Genomic DNA, 20,827 nt, shown 5'->3' with positions numbered 1-20,827 from the left:
AATGTGTTTAATCAAACAACGCGCGAATAATCCGGAACAAAAAGCTCTCAGAAAACAGCAAATTCTCGATGCTACACGAAAACGATTTTCTGATCTTGCCTACGAAGACCTTAACCTGAATGTGATTGCTGCAGATGTGGGTATTACTAAGGCCGCTTTATATCGCTACTTTAGAAATAAAGAGACTTTGTTCCTCGCGTTGTTTGTAGAAACCCTTGAAGAATTAATTCACTCGGCTCGAGAGATGCCAAATAAGCTGCCCCTGGCAACTCTAATCACGGACACCTTAATTGCCAACCCTATCTATTGTAAATTGAGTGCAATTTTACACACAATCCTAGAGCGTAATCTTACCGTAGAGGAAGCACTGCAATTCAAAAAGACCTTACTCCATTTGATGCATAAGTTTGCTCAGTTACTAGCGCAACAAGCAGAGCAAGACTTGCCTCAAGCGCAAGCGCTCACCCTACTCATGCAAGTTCAGCAAGCATTGATCGGCGTTTGGCATATGACTCACCCTGTCGGTGCAATTGCCGAGGTTATTGAGTCTCCGCCTTTAGATGTTTTTAAGCGAGATTTTTATAGCGCCTTGCTCGCACATATAGAAACCATCACCCGACAAATTGCCCCTTAAGTGATACGCATCAGAAATCTAACGAGTAAGACCTAAGAGACAAGATATTCCAGCACATTTGGCTATACTAAAGTGAAGTAAGAGACTCTCATTCATTAAAGAATAGGTACAAGAAACATATGGCCAAAATCCTGATCGCCGATGATCAATTAGTAATGCGCAACATGTTTAAAGTCATTCTTCAAGACGAGCCACACGAACTGACGCTAGCGGTCGATGGCGAAGCCGCATTAAATGCAGCCAAAGCAGAACGATTTGACCTGGTACTGAGCGACTTATATATGCCAAAACTCGATGGCATACAACTCACTGCAGCTATTAGAGCACTCCCCGCTTACAAGGGTGTTCCTGTACTCATTGTTAGCACCGAGAATAAAGCAGAGAAAAAAGCTGCAGGCAGAGCAGCAGGCGCGAATGGCTGGATCATCAAACCCATTACCAAAGACCGCCTGCTTCCTGCGATAAAGAAACTACTAGGCTAAGGCGCCAACGCTGCATCGATATCTTTCACCATGTCTTTCGGCTCGGTATTGGGCGCATAGCGTTTAACAACCTTGCCCTGTTGATCGACCAAAAACTTGGTAAAATTCCATTTTATCTTTTCAGAGCCCATCAAGCCCTTCGCTTCTGATTTTAAGTATTTATACAAGGGATGAGTATTATCGCCGTTTACTTCTATTTTGGAGAACATTGGAAACGTAACCCCATAGTTCAAAGAACAAAACTCGCTAATCTCACTATCTGTTCCTGGGTCTTGCTTTAGAAACTGATTGCATGGAAAGCCTAAGATCTCTAGCCCTTTCTCGCTATACTCCAAATACAGCTCCTCAAGCCCCTTGAGCTGAGGCGTAAATCCGCATTTACTTGCCGTATTGACGATTATCAGCAACTTCCCCTGATACGCTTTAAGAGGAACTTCCTCTCCTTTAATATTATTAGCACTGAACTGATAGATATCAGACACGAGTCTCTCCCTATTAATGATAATTATTCACAAGCATCCTACCCCTAAATTATCAGCGTTAAAAGCCTATTGATTTACATCAATGCTCAGGAATAAGCGTTTGACATTGATTATGCGATAGGCAAATATATTTTTTTAGCTTACAAGCGTAAACACAAAAATGTCAGATATAAGCAAATTGCAGCAAACTATGAGCGAGGCACAAACTTATGAGCAATGGCTCACCGCTGCCTCGAAAGCCGATAAGCTTAACGGCAGTTATGACTGGCAAAAAAAACCCGAGTCTAAACACTACCCATACAAAGTGCTGCAGGGACATTATCAAACAATTTCTGAACTGCTAGAAAATAAAGATTATTTGAAGCTGATTCCCTATATTCAGGAAAGCCTGTATCGAACCACCGCGGAACTCAGTAAACCCAAGCTCTATCAACCCGCCTACACAGGAACCAAGACCCTCGTTAGCAATTACTTAAAGTTGATCGATAAAGCGTTAAAGATACTCTGCGAATCTGAGATCGATAGCATCTCGACAAAAGACAAGCTCGCCCAGTTCAAACAGGCCGAGCATAATTTTGGTCGCCCTGCCTTAATGCTAAGTGGCGGTGGAACCTTCGGTATTTATCATATAGGCGTGGTCGCAACACTCATCAATCACAAGCTCCTCCCCTCCATCATATCTGGTAGCAGTATGGGAGCAATCACGGCGGGCATGCTGGCTACTCACACAAATAAGGAAGTACTTACTCTTCTAGGTAAGCCCGAGGAAAGTAACTACAGCCCTTTGAAGCGTTTACCGCTTAAAGGTATTTGGCAACAGCAATCATTACTCGACCCAGAGCAACTGCGCAGCTGCGTTGAACACAACGTCGGATTAATGACTTTTGAAGAAGCCTTTAAAAAAACCGGCCGAAACGTAAGCATTACAATTTCACCTGCCCGAACAGGCCAAAAGCCAAGAATTCTGAACTACCAAACTGCACCAAGTGTTTTTGTCGCATCCGCAGCGCAAGCATCTTGCTCTGTCCCTGGCTTATTTCCTCCTTGCCAGCTCTACGAGAAGAATGCCCGCGGGGAAAAGCAAACCTACCTGAAAGGAGAGCTTTGGTATGACGGCTCTTTTGCTACCGATATTCCAAGACAAAGAATGAGCCGACTTCACAATGCAAACTACTTTATAGTCAGCCAGGCCAACCCACATATTGTGCCTTTTGTCTCTCAACGTCAGGAAGATGGTTTTGCAGCCTTCCTTGCCGACCTATTGGTCAGCAGTAGCTTCTCTCAAGGCAAGGCGCTACTTAAATTGGGCAAGCGTCGATTTCACTCCCAAGCTTGGAGCTCGTGGCTAAATCACGCCTCCTTGATGCTTGATCAGGACTATTTGGGCGATATCAATATCCACCCTGAATTTCCGCCTTCCTGGTATGCTAAGTTCATGAAGAACCCCAGCCCTTCAGAAAGAGACTATATCTTGAAAATGGGTGAACGCTGCACCTGGCCAAAACTAGCCATGATTAGGGATCAAACTCAGATAAGCCGAACCTTACAGGCTTGCATCGCTCATCTGGAGCAAAGCGTCAAAGAAGAAAGCTTAAAGGCCACAGCCTTATAAGCGATCAAATAAGGAAAGCGAGGACACCTGGGAGTAAGAAGAGTAGGCAGCTTCCAGAGTGAACTGCTGCAAAGACAACAAACTGACTGCTTCCGCATAGTCAACCGATTCTAGGTCGCTCAGAGTTTGCTCTGTTAGAAGCTCCACATCCTTAAGCTGTTCCTCTGTTGTTTCAACAGTGTTCAGACGTGCACCAATCTGGCTTCGAGCTTCTAGAATAGAGGTTTCAGCGCTATCCAGGTTTATCAAGGCACTTTCCAGGTTCGCATCAAAAGTCGCTCGACCTTCTTCTGTGGCAGTAAAGTTATCCAAGGTATAGATAAACTTCTCAATCGTTGACAGAACGCCCTGCTTTTCAGTTGATTCGATAAAGAAGCTATCACCCGCAGTAGGCGTGCCGGTTATCTCAAATTGAACGCCATTGACGACAATCGGATCATTCTGTGAATAAGCCTGATTGGCCAGATAAGATCTACCCGTCGCTTTGTCAGTCACGTTAAACTCTGAAGGCGAGGTGAAAGTCACTATCATATCACCAGGATAAAACTGGTCATAAAGCTCTTGATCTATCACTTGCCCCGTCGTGATTCTGGCTTCTGGTACAGCTTGGTTATGAGGGTTTGCAGCGGTATAGAAGGTATTTTTATCAACAGCAATATCTTGAAATATTTGTTTGCCATTTTCAGATGAAGCAATTGTAACATTTGGCTCGACCTGAACAAAACGTCTCCCCTCATCTCCTTGATAAACGTAAGTACCCGAAACATTCTGCTGAAAGGGCTCCGTACCACCCTGAAAGCCACTAAATAAATATTCACCGCTGGCATCTTGTGAGTTCATCAAACCCGCAAGTTGCGACAAGCGTTCCTTCACCTCGGTTGAAATCGCCGATAAATCACTTTTGTTTAGAACACCGTTCCCTGCGGTCACCGTCAATTCACGAATACGCTGGACAACTGAGTTGATACTACCAAGTAAGTCGTCTTGCAAGTTTAAATGACCACGAGCCAGTTCAATATTCCGTTGAAACTGAGAGTTTAGTTCCAGCTCCTGATTCAGCTCTAAAATTCGCGTTGAAGCAACCGGGTCATCGGCGGGCGTTAAGACTTTCTTGCCCGTTGATATTTGTAACTGTGTCTTTTGCTGATCAGACTGAACATCCTGAATCGCTTCCAGACCACGGTTGAAAAGCTGCTGCGTTGATATTCTCATAAGCGTCACTTGATGGTACTTAGACCACCCCTGTTTTTCCCAACTCTATCTTCAATTAAACTCTATCTAAAGGCATTCAATAGCGTATCAAAAAGCTCTCTGGCGACCGAAACAACTTGTGCCGAAGCGTTATAAGCAGACTGAAACTGCACCAGCTTACCTGCCTCTTCATCCAGGTTAACACCAGAAATAGACTCTCTATTATTTTCAGACTGAACCAATAAGGCTTTCGCAGAATCAGCTTCCAGACGTGCCCGATTTGTTACTGTGCCAATTTCTTCAATAATCTGTGAATAGGCTTCACCATAGCTAATCACACCACCTTGAACCGTCCCTGCACTTTCCAACCCAGCCATGGCTAAAGCATTGCGGTTATCCGAGACACCACCTGTGTTGTAATCTATTCTGAAACTATCACCCGCCTCAGCTTGGCCTTTAATCTCGAACTGAAACCCGAGGTAAGTTGACTGCCCTACGGGTGCCCGTTCAAAAACACTATCGACGTCAGAGGTAAAGCTGATGCCATCCGCAAGTGTTACGTCAACCGCGCCACCGACAGAAACACCATTTCCCGCTATCACCGTTTCTGTATCCGCTGAAAATGCGCCCGGGTTATAAGGATCCACAGCACTGACATTGACACTGTCACCTGCTGCACCAGTGACCGACACAACAATATCAATACCGTTACTGGCATGAATTTCAACGTCATTGCCATCACTTACAGCATAGATATCCAAATCCTGCAAAGTCGTGTTTTCATTAATCAAACTAGCCAGGTCATCTTGAGTCGAAATACTACCTACCGGAATGGTAATGGTTTCGCCATTAATGACGAAGCCCAGGTCCGTACCATTGGCCGCATCAACAAAATTATCCAAACGAACCTGGGTATAAGCATTTGCCTGAATTCCTTGAACGGCCTGTAAACTATCAGCGATCTCCTTTGCAGAGCTGTTCGCGGTTATTCCTAGTACCTGCGAGCTAACGACACCCGTCTCAGTATCGCGGTTCAAGATAGTTAAGTTTTGAGCACCAAAGCCATTTACCAAAGTGCCAGTACTCGCCGCTGGCGTTCCAACCTGGAACGTATCACTTCCCAATGCCGAAACTCGCATCTCTCCCGGGTCAGAGGTGAAAATCGTATTAGTAATACCTGGGTTGTACAATAGGTTATTCATCGCTGGTGTAAGCGGTATCGGGTTAGCCGGGTCAGACACATTCAATACTTGAAAGCGGGTATCAGTAATAAACTCAATTTCCAAGGGTGGAGATAACTGCCCTTCGGTATCAAAGATTGGCAAGGTTGCGTTAGTCAGCGGGCTCTCTACATCAAGCATGGTCCCAAGGCTAATATTCGCATTACCGGTATTACCCAGGTTAGCATCCGCACGAACTGGGGCGGCGAAAGAAATCGCTTCAACCCTGTCAATTTCTGCGCCTATATCCTCTGCACCATTTTTTGTGGGTTTAATAACAAAACGATCACCAACCTTGAATGTGCCGGAATTAAACTGCAGCTGAAAACCATCGACTTCAACACTAGCCGGAAAAATTCCAGGTAGTATCCCTTTGGTCACAACATTATTTGTACCTGCGATGAACAGGGTATAATCGTTGCTCGATGGACCTTCAAATTTCAGGTCGTAATCGTTGGTTGTCAACTCGGTCGCATCAATGATGTTAACCTGCATACTATGATCTTGAGGTTCAGCATTGGTACTATTTCCCAGAACGCGGCTTCGTGCCAACACTTCCTCATTAACATCCCTAAAGAATAGGCCGCCTAAATTATCTTCCAGATCCATACCCAAGCCATGCTGCTTGTTGACGGTGTCTGACAAAACCATAGCTATACGACCGAGACTATTAACTGCTGTTGTAAGTTCATTGTCTCTAAAGTCTAGAAGCCCACCTACTTTTCCGCCGGTCAGCTCATTACTAATTATCTGAGAGCGACCATTAACCTGCATAACAATTTCTTTTCGTTCAGTGTCACTAGGGTTTAAAGTCACATCCAACTGATTTGAAGAGCTTCCTAAAACAAGAGGCTGACCATTTCCCACAAATACGTTGACCTGACCATCTGCTCCTGTAGGAAAAACTGCTACGTTTACGTATTCAGATAGCTCTCGTAAAGCTTCATCCCGAGCATCTAATAAATTGTTGGGTAAATCACCCTGCCCTGCACCAATTGCAACAGCAATAGACTGATTCAATTCGGCCAAACCTTGAGACAAACTATTGATCGCAGCAACCGAGGCCGCCAGCTCTACGTCAATATTTTCCATCTGAGAATTAAGTCGATTGTCCAATGCATGAAACCTGGAAACCAAACCTTCGGTTTGCGTCAATAATAACTGTCGCTGAGGGATAGAGGTTGGGTCATCAGCGCCACCTTGGAAGGCTTGGAAGAAAGCAGTCATAGCAGGCGTCAAACCAGTTGTCGTGCTGGCAAGCAAGTTATCGATCGACTCTGCTTGAGTAAGCACTGCATCACGTTCATGATAAACGGTTGTATCGGCACGAACCTGCTCGCTAATAAAATCCTCTGCATTTCTACGAATCGTGGCAATATTCGCGCCCTGACCAGTGTAACCACTACCAGTAAGAATAGATTTATTATCTACAAACACGGCCTCCTGACGACTGTAGCCAGGTGTATTGGTATTAGAAACATTATTACCCGTGACCGATAAGGCTGTCTGATGAGCTTGTAGACCTGAAAGGCCAATACCGATTAGATCTGGCATATCAGCCTCCAATTCCTAATTTGCTTGCGGTAGAGCCAAGGTCCAGACTAGAAAGTTCATCAATATTCATATAACGATCAATAATACGATTAATCTTGTTGGCATAGTCTGGGTCGGTTGCATAGCCGGCATCTTGTAGCTCGTGTGCAAAGTCATACGGATCACCCGCTTTCTCGAGCGCTTGCTCATATCGGGCATTAGTACTCAAAAAACGCGCATAATCTGAAAAGCTTTCCTGGTAACCCGAATAAGACCTAAAGTCTGCGCGCTCCTTCACTGCGACACCATTTCGATATTCAGTCGTCGTTATATTTGTGCTGTCACCCGTCCATCCTGTTTGCGCCTTAATACCAAATAAATTATGGCTAGGACTACCATCAGAATTTAAGATCTCTCGTTTACCCCAACCAGTTTCCAGTGCTGACTGAGCCAACATTAGACGAGCATCAATACCTGTTTCTTGCTCTGCCTGTTTAGCATAGGGATAAAGAGAAGCGATAAATTGATCGGGAGAACTGAAGTCTAACTTACTTGATTCAGCAACTTTATCTGAGTCCAGGCTAGCAATCGTCTGATCAATTTGATTCATTGCCGTTTCAATCTTTGCAATTTTCTCTGCGCTAACAAATGGCTGGCGCGCATAGTCTTTCAGAGAAAAAGATTTGTCTTGAGAGGTTAATGGATAGGAACTTAAATCTGACTCTTCACCACCTACGCCTTTTGACATTTGTCGCTTGATCACTTCAGCCAGACCAATACCTTTACCAGTTGATAAGCTTACTGCCATCTGGCTATCAAACATCTGCTGATAAAAGTCTGATTGGTTGCTTTGCAATAGGTTTCCTTCAGAAAATACCTTATTAGCATCGCGCATACTTTTAATCATCATCGAGACGAATATCGATTCAAAGTGTTTGGCGGCAGCATCTAGGGCGCCGTCTCTATCTGTCTTGGATTGATGCTTAAGAGACTGCAGAGCATTGAGATTGTTATAGTCATTTAAGCCCTGGGTATGCTTATTAAAACGGGCAGCACTGTTCTGCAACTGATTCCCTATATTATCAGTCGCCATCATCATCGGATTATTTATCTGACTCATCAGTGCGCTATTCATCACTAACCTCTAAGGTTCCACATGGCTTTGCTTATATTTCTTTCTATATAACAATTAAATCTGCTTTTAAGGCACCAGCCTGCTTCAAGGCTTCGAGTACAGCCATGATATCTCCTGGCGCAGCACCAACTTGATTAACCGCTTGAACAATCTGGCTCAGCGTCGCTGCAGGGCCAAACTGAAACATTCGACTAGGTTCTTGTTCTGCATCAACATCGGAGCGTGGTACGACAACCGTCTGACCACCTCCAAGCGGATTTGGTTGACTGACTGCAGGGTCTTCAGTAATTGTTACCGAAAGACTTCCGTGGGTAACCGCAGCTGGAAGCACCTTAACGTTCTGACCGACAACGATGGTGCCGGTACGAGAGTTAATAATCACTCTCGCCGCTTCTTCCCCTGTTTCAACATTCATATTTTCGAGCATCGACAAAAAGCTAACTCGCTGAGATGCATCGCGAGGGGCTTTGACGGTAATCGAAGCTGCATCGCTGGCGTACGCTGTATTAGGCCCTAGCAAGTCATTAATCTTCTTGGTTAAATTCATCGCCGTTGTGAAGTCCGGGCGATGTAAATCAAAGGTTAATGTGTCGCCACGATGAAAAGGAGATGCGATGGCTCGTTCAACCGTCGCGCCATTAGGAATCCGTCCCACACTCGGAACGTTAACCTGAATAGAGGAGCCATCGGCACCTTCAGCACCAAAACCACCGACGACAAGGCTGCCTTGAGCAAGCGCATAAACGCGCCCATCTGCGCCCTTTAACGGAGTCATCAATAAGCTACCACCTCTAAGGCTCTTGGAGTCTCCTAACGATGAGGCTGTGATATCAATCTTGTGCCCAGGTTTAGCGAAAGGCGGAAGCTCTGCATGAATTGAAACCGCTGCTACATTCTTTGACTTCGGATCCACACCTTCAGGAATGGTGATACCAAATTTATTCATCATGTTGCGGAAGGTCTGGCTAGTAAAAGGCGTGTTATCTCCTGTACCACTTAAACCGACAACCAAACCATAACCAACCAGCTGATTCGAACGAACCCCCTGTACATTGGCAATATCTTTTAAACGATCCGCGCTAACGTCAAAACTAACCAAAGCAAAACCCAGCAACAATAAACTGGAGCGGCAGAACGAGCTAACTAAAGAAGCGATACCCGCTGCAGTAGCTTTGTAAGAAGCCTTTACACTATAAGACATCACATGAACCACCATTCACTGTTGAAGAATCGGGACAACCAGCCTTGACGATTAACATCATCAAAATCTCCTGTTCCACCATAGGCAATACGAGCATCAGCAACCTTAGAAGACGGGATCGTATTATCTGTGCCAATATCTTGCGGCCTCACCAAACCGGTTAAACGAATATATTCATCTCCCTGGTTCAAGCGCAGCCACTTCTCTCCCTGAATTCGAAGAATGCCATTTGGCAAAACTTCTGAAACTGTGACTGAAATACTACCGCTCAAGCTATTGCTCTGATCACTAGATGCCTTACCATCAAACGCTCGCTCTAAGCTAGGATTAGTCAAAAGGCTCAAACCATGTTTTTGAATAACATTGCCTAGAATGGTTGCCTCATTAAAAGTCACTTCATCATCTTTGTCATAGCTGGTATCTGCTGACTTGGATGAACTGGTGTTTTCTTGCAAGGTAACCGTCAGAATATCACCAACGTTTAAGGCAACCTGATCACCATACATACTAAAGTTTCGGTTAACCTGATAGATCGACCCCGTCACCATTTCACCTGATTTCAGCGCACTCGAAGGTACAGGAGCGTAAGCCGGGTCATTGGGCAAAGGGTGCTCACGAGTCATGATGCTGCATGCACTAGTCAACACGACCAAGCTCAGGCCTAGCACTGCTTTGAATACTTGATTAATCTGCCTCATATAATCACCTTCCCCTCAAACAACTAAGCGCGTATTACAGGTTCTGCCCAATGTACTGGAGCATCTGGTCAGCCGTAGACACAACTTTTGAGTTCATTTCATAGGCGCGCTGGACAGTAATCATGCTGACCAGCTCTTGCACCGTATCTACGTTCGATTGCTCTAGCATGCCTTGCTTAACCTCACCAAAACCTGCCAAGCCCGGCGTGCCCCCTTGAGGGTTACCACTGGCTTCAGTTTCAGCAAACAGGTTATTCCCTAGCGCTTTCAAACCTTGGGGATTAATAAAGTCGACCGTATTAATCTGGCCAACTTGCTGTGCAGTGGTTTCACCAGAAATACTGACCGATACAATGCCATCTTCGCCGATCGTCACTGAAGAAGCATTCTGTGGAATAGTGATGGCGGGTTCTAATAGGTTGCCACCAGCAGTGACGACTTGGCCATCTGAGTTAACCTGGAACTGCCCATCTCGGGTATAACTGGTCGAGCCATCTGGCAATATAACTTGGAAAAAGCCTCTACCATTAACGGCTAAATCGAGAGCCTGGTCAGTCACTTCTAAGGAGCCTTGGGTAAATTGCTTAGTCGTCCCTTCGATCCTGACACCCGTACCGAGCTGGAGACCAGATGGTAATTGAGAGTTTTGTGAGTTCAAGCCACCTGGCTCTCTTTTCACCTGATACAACAGGTCCTGAAAAACCGCTTCATCACGCTTAAAGCCAACCGTACTAGCATTCGCCAAGTTGTTGGAAATCGTGGTCAAGGACATATCTTGTGCACTTAGACCGGTTTTACTGACATAAAGAGCTGGATGCATGATGCTTCTCCCAAATTGAAATTCTACTGCGAATCAATCAGACCTGAAGCGTTTAAGGGCTATCTGTGATACCCCTTATTTAAAGCTAGTAAGCAAATACCGCTAACGAAGCAGTCAAAAAATCAGCACTCTATAAATCTGCAACTACGTGCCGCTTTTATGACGTTTTTCAGGTCTTACTAGGAGAACTGCAACAAACGTGCCGTTTGTTGAGAAATTTGATCAGCCTGGCTCATTAATTTAACTTGAAGCTCATACTGTCGCGATAGAGATAGGATATCTGTTAAAGACGATACCGCATTTACATTAGAACCTTCCAGAAACCCCGTTTCCAGTTTGATGTTCGGGTCAGCAACTGCCGGTGGCTCATCACCCTTCATATGCAATAGACCATCTTCTTTCTTTTCGATCATATCAGGGTCGGGATTAACTAGCTTAATTCGATCAACCGCCGCTAAGCCAACAGCTCCACCACCCAAAGGAAGAACCGAAACCGTACCGTCAGCACCAATCTCAACAGTTGCCGAAGGCGGCAAAACAATTGGACCACCATTACCCAAAACAGGCAAACCAATGCCAGCCCTTAGCTGCCCATTGACATCTACCTGCAGGTCGCCTGCCCGGGTATAGGCTTCCGAACCATCTGCGGCCTGAACCGCAATCCATCCATCACCCTTTACCGCAACATCCAAAGGGTTGCCGGTTTGATTCAGGGGACCCGCCTCAAAATTTGTTCCCGGCCTTTCGGTCAAGGCATAGGCTCTCGATGGATGATGCTCGCCAAACACCGGCATAGCACGCGCCTGAGCGAAATCTTCTTTAAACGCCGTCGTATTAATATTTGCCAAATTATTGGCATGAGCGCGCTGCGCCAGCATATTCTGCTTGGCACCACTCATTGCAATATATAACGCTTTATCCATTTACTTCACCATTAGGATCAAACAATACGCAGCGTCAAAGAAACGGACACTGCAAACGCCTTAGCCTAAGCTCTGCAATTATCTAGCCAACCCAAACAAGGAAGGCTATGAGCGAAATTCAGTACTAGATATTCAAGATAGTTTGCTGGATTGTATCGGCCGTCTCAATGGTCTTGGAGTTGGCCTGATAGTTACGCTGCGCAACAATCAGATTTACCAGCTCAGCAGATAAATCAACATTCGATTGCTCAACTGCAGAGGCCGTTAATAGACCCAAAGACGCCGTACCAGGCGCCCCGACAATCGGGTCACCCGAAGCAAAAGTCTGCACCCAAACACTATCGCCATCAGGTGATAAGCCTTCTACGTCATTGAAGTTAGCCAAAGCTACCTGCCCTAGAACCAAAGACTCACCGTTGGAGAAACGAGACAGAATGACACCCGACTCATCGACATCCAGACCGACTAATCGACCTGTGGTATAACCATTCTGACTTAAGTCATTTACAGCAAACGGGCTACCAAACTGAGTAAACGATGATACATCTACCTCAAAGTTTGAGCTAGTTGGCGGCTGAGGAATCGGCAAAACCCCGCCATCCACAACATTCAAAGGTCGTGCCGCCCCATTTTGATTGCCTTGACTATCTAAAGGGTCCCAATTAGAAATCAAAACATCATCTGACAATGTTTCATTTAAAGTACCGTCATCGCGGAATACCAAATTATAAGTCGCTCGCGATGCATCTGTTCCAATTAATGGATCTCCAACATCCTGGTTATCCACCTGCACATGCATTTGCCAGGTATTTTCTCCCGACAACGAAGACTGCTGCTTAACGAAATACATGGTCAAAACATGAGAGTTACCAAGACTGTCAAAAATAGTCGTTGACGTCGCGTGGTTATAGGTACCAGGATCCGTTGGTGAAAATTGGTTATTAACAAAAGGCGCACCGGTAAAGTTGGTAATGACGGGCGTTGAGGCACTTAAGTTGGTCGCAACGACCCCCTCGTCAAGTACAATGCTAACTCCACCACCTACAGTCGCATTCAAAACGGCAGGAACAGCATCAGGGTCAAGCACTACCGGCGTCGCCGCGGCATCACTCCCAAGAACCTCAAAACTATCGCCCGAGACACCCGCAAAACCGAATACCAAGTTAGCTCCTTGATCCTGAATAATCTGCAAATCACCAGTAGCACTATCTATGACGGCGGTAACCCCCACCAACGCAGACGAGTTAATACGAGTTCCCAAGTCGGCCAATTGCAATGCATCTGTTGCACCGGCTGGCTGGAAACTAATTCCGTTTAAGCTAATACTCATATTTCCTGAGGCATTATCATATCCAGCTAAGGTTATTGTAGAGCTGGTACTAGCAGTCGCATCCACACCTTCTAAAAGCGAAAACTGAGATGCAATTGCCCCGGCAGTTGATTCCGCAGTCGTTGTAATGGTCTGCGACGTGCCATCCGGAAAGGTCACTTCGATATCCTGACTCGCATAGCCATTCACAATTCCTGCTTGTGCTACACCAACATCCGTTGCACCGTTCGAGTTAATCGTTGTGCCACTCTGAGTCAAAGCTTCTTCTGAAGAATCCAGATTCAAAGCTGCTTCGACATTAGTTGATCTTGATGGAGGCAGATCATTCGCATCAACAACCAGATCACCCAGAACTCCCGATACCGTCCCACCTTCATCAGCCTGAAAGCCCTGGACACGCATACCCGTGTTATTGACCATGAAACCATCTTTATCCACACCTAGCTGACCAGCACGCGAATATTTGGCCTCACCCTGATCACTAAGCACGAAAAAGCCTTTTCCGGTAATTGCTAAGTCCAGGTTATTGTCAGTAAGGCTTACGTTACCCTGACCAAACATCTGTCGAATATTTTGTACTGCGACACCGTCTCCCGTTGAGGTAGCCCCCCTGCCGAAAAAACTATTGGAATAAACATCACCAAACTCGGCACGCGAACGCTTAAAACCAACAGTACTCGCGTTCGCAATGTTATTACCCGTAACTTCCAAGTCCGTGGAGGATGCTCTCAACCCACCTAATGCAACGTTAAACGGCATACTACACCTCTCTTCTGATTCTTTTTGTCGTAATGATTACAATTATTTCGCACGCCAGACACATACTCATGCCTAGTTAATCTCTCTAACATCTTCTAAAGGAATAGCGCCCATACCGGCTAAGTTAAGCGAAATGGCACCACCAGTCCCGATCGATACGCTACTCACATTGGCGGAAAGCAAGGTCGTAATTTGACTTACATCTCCTCCTTGATTCGATTCAGCAGCGATCGTGTAATTGTCATAGGGCATCTGCTCCCCCTTGCTATTTGTTCCATCCCACGAGAATGGTACAGAACCGGCAAGTTGTTGCCCCATATCCACCTGATTAACCAACTCACCAGAACCGTTAAAGATACTTACCTTTAATGAACCTGTACTGGCTTCAAGATCAACCAATCCACTAATTGTTCCGTCTGCCGCCATGGGAGCTTCAGTACCTGGCACCAAAACCGTTCGCCCAACCATTGCAGAAGCCTGCAAAGCCTGACTAGACTGATACTGGGTTGCAAAACTTTCTACTTGCGAACTTAGTTTCTGCATTTCTTCAAGAGAGCTAAACTCTGCTAACTGAGAAATGAACTCACCATTATCTTGAGGGTCCAGCGGGCTTTGATTCTCCATCTGGGCAATCATCAACTCCATAAACTCATTCTGACCTAGATCAGACGAACCTTGTGTTTTGGTCGTCGGTTCATAGCGGTAGTCTGATAAAGCATCAGCAGAAGACACCGTTGTATTTATATCTGTCATAAGATTTAGCCCCTTACTGACCTAGCGTTAACAAACGCTGCATCATTGTTTTTGCCGCATCCATTACATCAATATTGGTTTGAAAGCTTCGAGAAGCAGAAAGCATGTCAGCCATCTCTTCAACGACATTTACATTCGGGTACATCACATATCCCTGCTCATCAGCCAACGGGTGGTCAGGCTGGTAACGCATATCCAAAGGTGCATCACTTTCAACAATCCCTTTTACTTCAACACCTACCGACTCAGGCGTCTGCTGTAAGAAATCCCCACCAACTGCCTGGCGCATGGCATCTTCTTGGACAGCCGAAAAGATGGGCTTTCGGGCGCGATATACTTCATCAATACTACTTGCCGCACTGTCTGCATTAGCAATATTACTAGCAGTGGTATTCAAGCGAATAGATTGAGCAGCCATGCCGGATCCGGCAATATCAAAAATCTGACTAAGAGACATATTTATTCACCCCGAATCGCATTGGTTAGTGACTTGAACTTGCCATTCAAAAACTGGAAGCTGGATTGGTATTGCAAGGTATTCTTCATAAACTCTGCCATTTCTTCTTGGGTATCAACGGTATTACCGTCAACAGATGGCTGGCTGGGCGTTCGATAAAGCAACTCATTGCTTCCGCTCGAGTTAGCATGAGGCAAGTGCTGTCCGTTCGTGGTCGCCATCTCGAGAGACTTTGCGCCTCCCTGGCTAGCCATTTCATTACCCAGGACCGCTTTGAAGTCTATATCTCTTGCCTTAAATCCGGGTGTATCTGCATTAGCCAAGTTATTAGCCAACACCTCAGCACGGTTAACACGTAACTCCAGCGCTTGTTCGTGAATTCCTAATGCATTGCTGAATGAAATCGACATCGATACTCCCACTTGCTTCATCATAAAGTTTCTACGATTAGATAAAGCAATTGCGATGCCAACCAATAAATATTTTTTTAATACTTAAAAATCAAATACTTATGGTTTTATGGAGTTTTTTAGATCGGCAATTCCTATCCTTTTAGATTTGCCGTTTTTTGAGGGAACAAGCGAAGATATCACCTGGGTTGACCCAATTTATAGTCAGAGGAAAATCGCCGAGCACTACCATGGGACAAAGTAATCCTTACTAGCAACAGGCGCTAACTTTTTGGCTTCGGCAAGCGGTGTACCAATATATAAGAAGCCCACGATAGACTCCTCGAGCGATAAACCCAGGCCTTGCTTCACGTCGCCATTCAATGCCATTTCTCCGGTACGCCAAATACCACCAAAGCCCTGCGCCTGAAGCGCTAACAACATATAACCCACCGCAACGCCGCAGGACACAACCTGCTCTTCGAAAGGTACTTTAGGGTGTTCGATGTTTTTGGACACAGCAACGATGATCTTGGGCGCTCGAAGCGGCATTGAGCGGTATTTATTTTCTTGCGCTTCACTAAGCTTTCCCTCATTCGCTTCAGCAGCCTGACAAAACAAATCACCCAGACGATGTAACGAGTCCCCTTCGATCACAAGAAATCGCCATGGCTTTAAGCATTTATGGTCAGGCGTCCTAAGCGCTGCTTGAAAAACAGTTTCCATTTGATCAGGGCTTGGGGCTGGAGCACTCAAGCGAGGATGAGAAACCCTGGACTTCAATATTTCCAACACCGCATGAGAGCCCGCCTCATCAATTGTTTTATGCTCATTCATACCCGCGTATCTCCTGCTTTAATATAAGCTACCTAACCTGCACTATTCTTTTCAGGTGAACATAATGATATAACCACATTTAGATCACGAAACCTTAGTGCAAGCGCTATTTCCCAAGAACGAAATTAAAACAGTGTAAGCAAAATTTGTCTATATATAAGGGAACTGATAACCTTTGCTGCTTATCAGAGATGTATGAAAAAATGATCCCATTGAAAATATCTAATAAAAAATCGTCAACACAGAATAAGGCGACACAACACTCCACCGACAAAATAGATACGCCACCGTCAGTCATGCCCGCATACAACGGCAGGGTTTTGGCTTATTTGACGTCTAGTATCACGATGGCGGTCGGTGTTCTTGAAGGACATTTCCACGACTACTTGATCTGGTTTATTCCTGCGGCCATGTTATGGCCACACCTTCTTTACTTTGTTATTAGACATTTAAAGCTAGAGCAAAGCGCTGCAGCACGTGAGAACACACTACTAATAGATGGCGCTTTGGTCGGTGTCATTATTGTACTAATTGACTTCAGCCCGACGGCAACCATATTCAATATTCTCATGGCGAGTTTTAGCTTCATCGTCGTTGGAGGTATGTCGACCTGGCTCAAAGGCAACCTAATCTTACTTACCTCCACCATTATTTCCTCCATGATATTCGGCCTTGACTTCGCGCCTCACGCACCAATGATTGTCGATCTAGTGGCCGGTATTAGCGCTACAGTCTATGTCTCGGTTACTGCTTACTATACCCACCAACAAGCCGAAGCCTTACATAAGGCCAAGCACCAGATTCAGACACAAAGAGAGCAGTCTATATCGCTTTCTCACAAGCTTGCTAAATACCTATCTCCACAAGTCTGGCAGTCAATTTTTACCGGCGAACGTGACGTGCGCCTGGAAACACAGCGCAAGCGTCTATCTATCTTCTTCTCTGACATCAAAGGTTTTACAGAGCTGTCGGAAGAAATGGAACCCGAAGGTTTGACCGAGCTGCTGAACAACTACTTCAACGAAATGTCGCAAATCGCCTTAAAATACGGCGGCACAATCGATAAGTTTATTGGCGACAGTATTATGATTTTCTTTGGTGACCCAACCAGTCGTGGCGCTAAAGAAGATACGATGGCTTGTGTTTCCATGGCAATTGAGATGCGTAAGCACATGAAGATACTGCGTCAAAAGTGGAAGAGCCAAGGAATCAAGACGCCACTGCAAATTCGGATTGGGATCAGTACGGGCTTCAGCACTGTAGGAAATTTTGGCGCTGAAAACCGCATGGACTACACCATTATCGGCAAGGAAGTTAACTTGGCTTCTCGCTTGGAAGCACTATCAGAGCCAGGCGAAATCCTGGTTTCTTACGAAACTTTCTCTCTGATAAAAGATAAGGTTATGTGTCGTGATAAGGGAGAGATTACCGTTAAAGGCTTCGCTAGACCCGTTCCGATTTATCAAATCGTTGACCTTAGACGCGATATCGGTGCCGGTCAGAGCTTCATAGAGCATGAAGCTGAAGGGTTTGCGATGTATCTGGATACCGGAAAAATAGACGACACTAATAAAGACGCTATCGTCCATGCCCTTGAAAAAGCAACTGAGAAACTAAAAGACAGCTAACACAATAACGCTCGTTACTGCCTTGGAGTTCTCAGGCTCTCCGTTCTCGCCTTAAGATCTGCTGTTGCGCGGTAGGGGTTGATATCCAAGCCACCTCGGCGAGTGTAGCGCGCATAAACACTTAAAGAATCACAATGGCAATATTGCAGTAAATCAATAAAGATTCGCTCGACACAATGCTCATGAAAGTCCTGACACTGCCTAAAAGATACAATATATTTTAGTAAGCTCTCGCGATCTATCTGCTGCCCCGCGTAATGAATAAATACAGTCCCCCAGTCTGGTTGCCCCGTCACAGGACAATTCGAGCGAAGCAAGTCAGAGTAGAGCGTCTCGTTCACCTCAACCCCACCTGGCACCGTTTTGAGTAGCTCAGGGTTCGGCTGATATTCAAAGTCTTCCGCATCTATTTCATCAATACACTCTGCGCTAGCATATAAAGACTCTTCTGCTGAACTTCCCTGGCATAAATTCTCTGCCACATGATGTCTTGTATCTTTTAATGCAAGAACCTCTACAGAAACGATTCCACCGGCCGCAGCACTTAAGTCTTTACTTAACAATCGCTCTACAGCCGAAGCATCTTTGAAAGAAAGGTGGTTGAAAGAGTTCAAATAAAGCTTAAAAGACTTCGATTCAATCATGTATGGCGAATCACATGGAATGCTAAAGTACGCGATCGCTGCCTGAGGCTTACCTTTTGAGTTAAGCCAGGACAGCTCGTAACAGGTCCAGCGGTCTTCACCATGAAAAGGAATATCAGCACTCAGGTTCAGACTTTCACGATTTTGTTTTCGGTCTAAGGGAAAAAGTATCTCGGGTGAATAGCTTTGATCGTATTCAGTCCCTTTACCTAATTGGCTTTGATGAGCATCCGTCACTTTTTACTCCTAAGTTCTGAAAGTGAAAAAACTACGCTATGTACTGATTCTTATATATTAGCTTAGAGGCAAAATCATATTACGCTCTTATGCCTTTTCCGCGATTCAATAAGTAAAGCGCATAAGAAAAGCCTATTACGATAAATCCGCAAATCATCAAATATGAAATACCAATATCGACATCACTTACACCAAGAATACCATAGCGAAAAGCGTTAACCATATACAGTATAGGGTTAATTTGGGAGACCCCCTGCCAGAACTCAGGCAACAAACTGATACTATAAAAAACACCCCCCAAGTAAGTAAGTGGCGTCAATATAAACGTTGGCACTATCGATATGTCATCGAATTTTGTCGCATAAATCGCATTGATAAAACCGCCTATCGAGAACAGGATAGCCGTCAGAATAACAATGCTGGCCGTTACGGCGATATTTTCAACACGTAAATCGGTAAAACCCAGCGACAGTAGTGTCACGATCAGACCAACAGATATACCGCGACCAACACCGCCCATCACATAACCGGACAAGACTACCCAGTTAGGTACAGGTGAGACCAGAATTTCTTCAATGCTATGTTGAAACTTCATGCTAAAAAAAGAGGACACTACGTTAGCATAGGAGTTAGTAATCACTGACATCATGATTAAGCCGGGAACAATAAAGTCCATGTAGTCAAAACCGTCCATGTCACCAATTCTCGGGCCAATCAAGTTGCCAAAGATGACGAAGTACAAAGCCATCATTATCGCCGGTGGCAACAATGTTTGTACCCATATACGAGTAAAGCGACGAACCTCTTTGGTCACAATAGTCAAGAAAGCGACCCATACCTGATGCGCATTCATCTTACACTTCCTCCTGCGTTTTGGCGTTCTCAACCAAATCCAAAAACAACTCTTCTAAGCGGTTTGCCTTGTTACGCATACTCCTGACCTGAATACTCAAACTGTCCAACTTGGAAAAAAGATCATTTATATTTTGCTCACTGCGCACATCAACTTCTAGCAGGCCCTCTTCGTTAAGTCTTGCCTCAAAGCCCTCTAGCAAAGGAACAGTGCTCATGGGTTTATCAAGTTCTAGCACAAAGGTTTCCAGATGCAATTGCTGTAATAAAGATTGCTTACTGGTATTTGTCAGAATTTTCCCTTGATCAATAATCGCAATGTTGCGGCATAGCGCTTCCGCCTCTTCCAGGTAGTGCGTCGTTAAGATAATTGTCGTACCCTGCTCATTGATTTCCTTTAGAAACTCCCACATTGAGCGTCGCAATTCGATATCTACACCCGCTGTGGGCTCATCAAGAATGAGCAATTTAGGCTTATGCACTAAAGCTCTGGCGATCATTAACCTTCTCTTCATACCCCCGGAGAGCATACGGGATGGTTCATTCCGTTTATCCCACAAGCCCAGTTTCTTCAGATAATGATCACAACTTTCCTCAGCTTCTGAAACGGGAATACCATAATAACCAGCCTGAGTAATAACGATATCACGGACCTTCTCGAACTGGTTGAAGTTAAACTCCTGAGGCACCACACCTAAACAGGTCTTTGCCTTAACCAACTGTTTATCGATGTCGTGGCCAAATATTTTGACCTCTCCAGAACTTTTATTAACCAAGGAAGAAACAATACCAAGTGTCGTTGATTTCCCCGCACCGTTAGGCCCCAATAAAGCGAAGAAGTCACCCTGCTCGACACTGACACTGACATTCTGCAAAGCGACATGACCATTACCATAAGTTTTGTTTAAGCCGCGAATCTCTAGAGCGTTTTGCATGATTTGTTTAGTGCCTGCTTGTAAGTAGAGAGGTAAAGTGGAGTGCTCTATCTTGGGGTTAGGCAAAGGAATTTC

At 45.2% G+C, this 20,827-nt stretch carries 20 protein-coding genes; 4 read left to right on the top strand and 16 right to left on the bottom strand.

The genetic code is table 11. The features are described from left to right. Position 1: 1 nt before the first annotated feature. Positions 2-634 (top strand): TetR/AcrR family transcriptional regulator, encoded by a 633-nt coding sequence (locus A3729_RS04715; protein ID WP_068511782.1) that lies wholly within the window; start codon positions 2-4, stop codon positions 632-634. Between the two features lie 119 nt (positions 635-753). Then, entirely contained in the window at positions 754-1,116 is a 363-nt protein-coding gene (locus A3729_RS04710; protein ID WP_068511780.1) for a response regulator, read from the top strand. On the opposite strand, the gene A3729_RS04705 is transcribed toward A3729_RS04710, so the two are convergent. Next, the gene (locus A3729_RS04705; RefSeq protein WP_068511777.1) at positions 1,113-1,598 is read right to left on the bottom strand and encodes a glutathione peroxidase; all 486 of its coding nucleotides are present in this window, start codon (positions 1,596-1,598) and stop codon (positions 1,113-1,115) included. The two genes, A3729_RS04710 and A3729_RS04705, sit on opposite strands and share 4 nt — an antisense overlap. 160 nt (positions 1,599-1,758) lie before the next feature. On the opposite strand from A3729_RS04705, the gene A3729_RS04700 reads away from it, so the two are divergent. Beyond that, the gene (locus A3729_RS04700) at positions 1,759-3,210 is read left to right on the top strand and encodes a DUF3336 domain-containing protein (RefSeq protein ID WP_068511775.1); all 1,452 of its coding nucleotides are present in this window, start codon (positions 1,759-1,761) and stop codon (positions 3,208-3,210) included. Here A3729_RS04700 and flgL read toward each other — a convergent pair. From flgL to A3729_RS04640, 12 genes are all read right to left on the bottom strand, one after another. Then, on the bottom strand, positions 3,205-4,422 hold the full coding sequence (gene flgL / locus A3729_RS04695; protein ID WP_068511772.1) for a flagellar hook-associated protein FlgL: 1,218 nt from the start codon (positions 4,420-4,422) through the stop codon (positions 3,205-3,207). The genes A3729_RS04700 and flgL overlap by 6 nt on opposite strands. 62 nt (positions 4,423-4,484) lie before the next feature. Continuing rightward, a complete protein-coding gene (gene flgK, locus A3729_RS04690; RefSeq protein ID WP_068511769.1) occupies positions 4,485-7,175 on the bottom strand; it encodes a flagellar hook-associated protein FlgK in 2,691 nt (896 codons plus the stop codon). 1 nt (position 7,176) lies between these two features. Continuing rightward, on the bottom strand, positions 7,177-8,289 hold the full coding sequence (gene flgJ / locus A3729_RS04685; RefSeq protein WP_082880499.1) for a flagellar assembly peptidoglycan hydrolase FlgJ: 1,113 nt from the start codon (positions 8,287-8,289) through the stop codon (positions 7,177-7,179). A gap of 43 nt (positions 8,290-8,332) precedes the next feature. Then, positions 8,333-9,490 carry a flagellar basal body P-ring protein FlgI gene (locus A3729_RS04680; protein WP_082865169.1) on the bottom strand — a complete coding sequence of 386 codons (1,158 nt, stop codon included), beginning with the start codon at positions 9,488-9,490 and terminating at the stop codon, positions 8,333-8,335. Further along, positions 9,490-10,188 (bottom strand): flagellar basal body L-ring protein FlgH, encoded by a 699-nt coding sequence (gene flgH / locus A3729_RS04675; RefSeq protein WP_068511767.1) that lies wholly within the window; start codon positions 10,186-10,188, stop codon positions 9,490-9,492. Before flgH ends, A3729_RS04680 begins: the two co-directional genes overlap by 1 nt. Positions 10,189-10,222: 34 nt before the next feature. Then, complete coding sequence (flgG, locus tag A3729_RS04670; protein ID WP_068511766.1) at positions 10,223-11,008, bottom strand: flagellar basal-body rod protein FlgG; 786 nt, start codon at positions 11,006-11,008, stop codon at positions 10,223-10,225. A 179-nt stretch (positions 11,009-11,187) separates the two neighbouring features. Beyond that, positions 11,188-11,931, bottom strand: a complete 744-nt coding sequence (flgF, locus tag A3729_RS04665; RefSeq protein ID WP_068511763.1) for a flagellar basal-body rod protein FlgF — start codon at positions 11,929-11,931, stop codon at positions 11,188-11,190. Positions 11,932-12,055: 124 nt separating this feature from the next. Next, the gene (locus A3729_RS04660) at positions 12,056-14,020 is read right to left on the bottom strand and encodes a flagellar hook-basal body complex protein (protein ID WP_068633285.1); all 1,965 of its coding nucleotides are present in this window, start codon (positions 14,018-14,020) and stop codon (positions 12,056-12,058) included. A gap of 72 nt (positions 14,021-14,092) precedes the next feature. Beyond that, positions 14,093-14,773 (bottom strand): flagellar hook assembly protein FlgD, encoded by a 681-nt coding sequence (locus tag A3729_RS04655; RefSeq protein WP_068508973.1) that lies wholly within the window; start codon positions 14,771-14,773, stop codon positions 14,093-14,095. Between the two features lie 13 nt (positions 14,774-14,786). Further along, the gene (gene flgC, locus A3729_RS04650; protein WP_068508971.1) at positions 14,787-15,230 is read right to left on the bottom strand and encodes a flagellar basal body rod protein FlgC; all 444 of its coding nucleotides are present in this window, start codon (positions 15,228-15,230) and stop codon (positions 14,787-14,789) included. A gap of 2 nt (positions 15,231-15,232) precedes the next feature. Then, entirely contained in the window at positions 15,233-15,640 is a 408-nt protein-coding gene (flgB, locus tag A3729_RS04645) for a flagellar basal body rod protein FlgB (RefSeq protein WP_068508978.1), read from the bottom strand. 225 nt (positions 15,641-15,865) lie between these two features. Then, positions 15,866-16,456 (bottom strand): nitroreductase family protein, encoded by a 591-nt coding sequence (locus A3729_RS04640; protein WP_068508969.1) that lies wholly within the window; start codon positions 16,454-16,456, stop codon positions 15,866-15,868. A gap of 203 nt (positions 16,457-16,659) precedes the next feature. Between A3729_RS04640 and A3729_RS04635 the strand changes: the two genes are divergently transcribed. After that, positions 16,660-18,084 (top strand): adenylate/guanylate cyclase domain-containing protein, encoded by a 1,425-nt coding sequence (locus A3729_RS04635; RefSeq protein WP_231872322.1) that lies wholly within the window; start codon positions 16,660-16,662, stop codon positions 18,082-18,084. A gap of 14 nt (positions 18,085-18,098) precedes the next feature. On the opposite strand, the gene queF is transcribed toward A3729_RS04635, so the two are convergent. From queF to A3729_RS04620, 3 genes are all read right to left on the bottom strand, one after another. Then, entirely contained in the window at positions 18,099-18,965 is an 867-nt protein-coding gene (queF, locus tag A3729_RS04630) for an NADPH-dependent 7-cyano-7-deazaguanine reductase QueF (protein ID WP_068508964.1), read from the bottom strand. Between the two features lie 79 nt (positions 18,966-19,044). Next, positions 19,045-19,818 carry an ABC transporter permease gene (locus tag A3729_RS04625; protein ID WP_068633283.1) on the bottom strand — a complete coding sequence of 258 codons (774 nt, stop codon included), beginning with the start codon at positions 19,816-19,818 and terminating at the stop codon, positions 19,045-19,047. Between the two features lies 1 nt (position 19,819). Further along, positions 19,820-20,752, bottom strand: a complete 933-nt coding sequence (locus A3729_RS04620; RefSeq protein WP_068508960.1) for an ABC transporter ATP-binding protein — start codon at positions 20,750-20,752, stop codon at positions 19,820-19,822. Positions 20,753-20,827: the final 75 nt, after the last annotated feature.

The organism is Oleiphilus sp. HI0043 (assembly GCF_001634935.1).
Note: the sequence above shows the minus strand (reverse complement) of the source record. Positions and strands in the feature narration are given on the sequence as shown.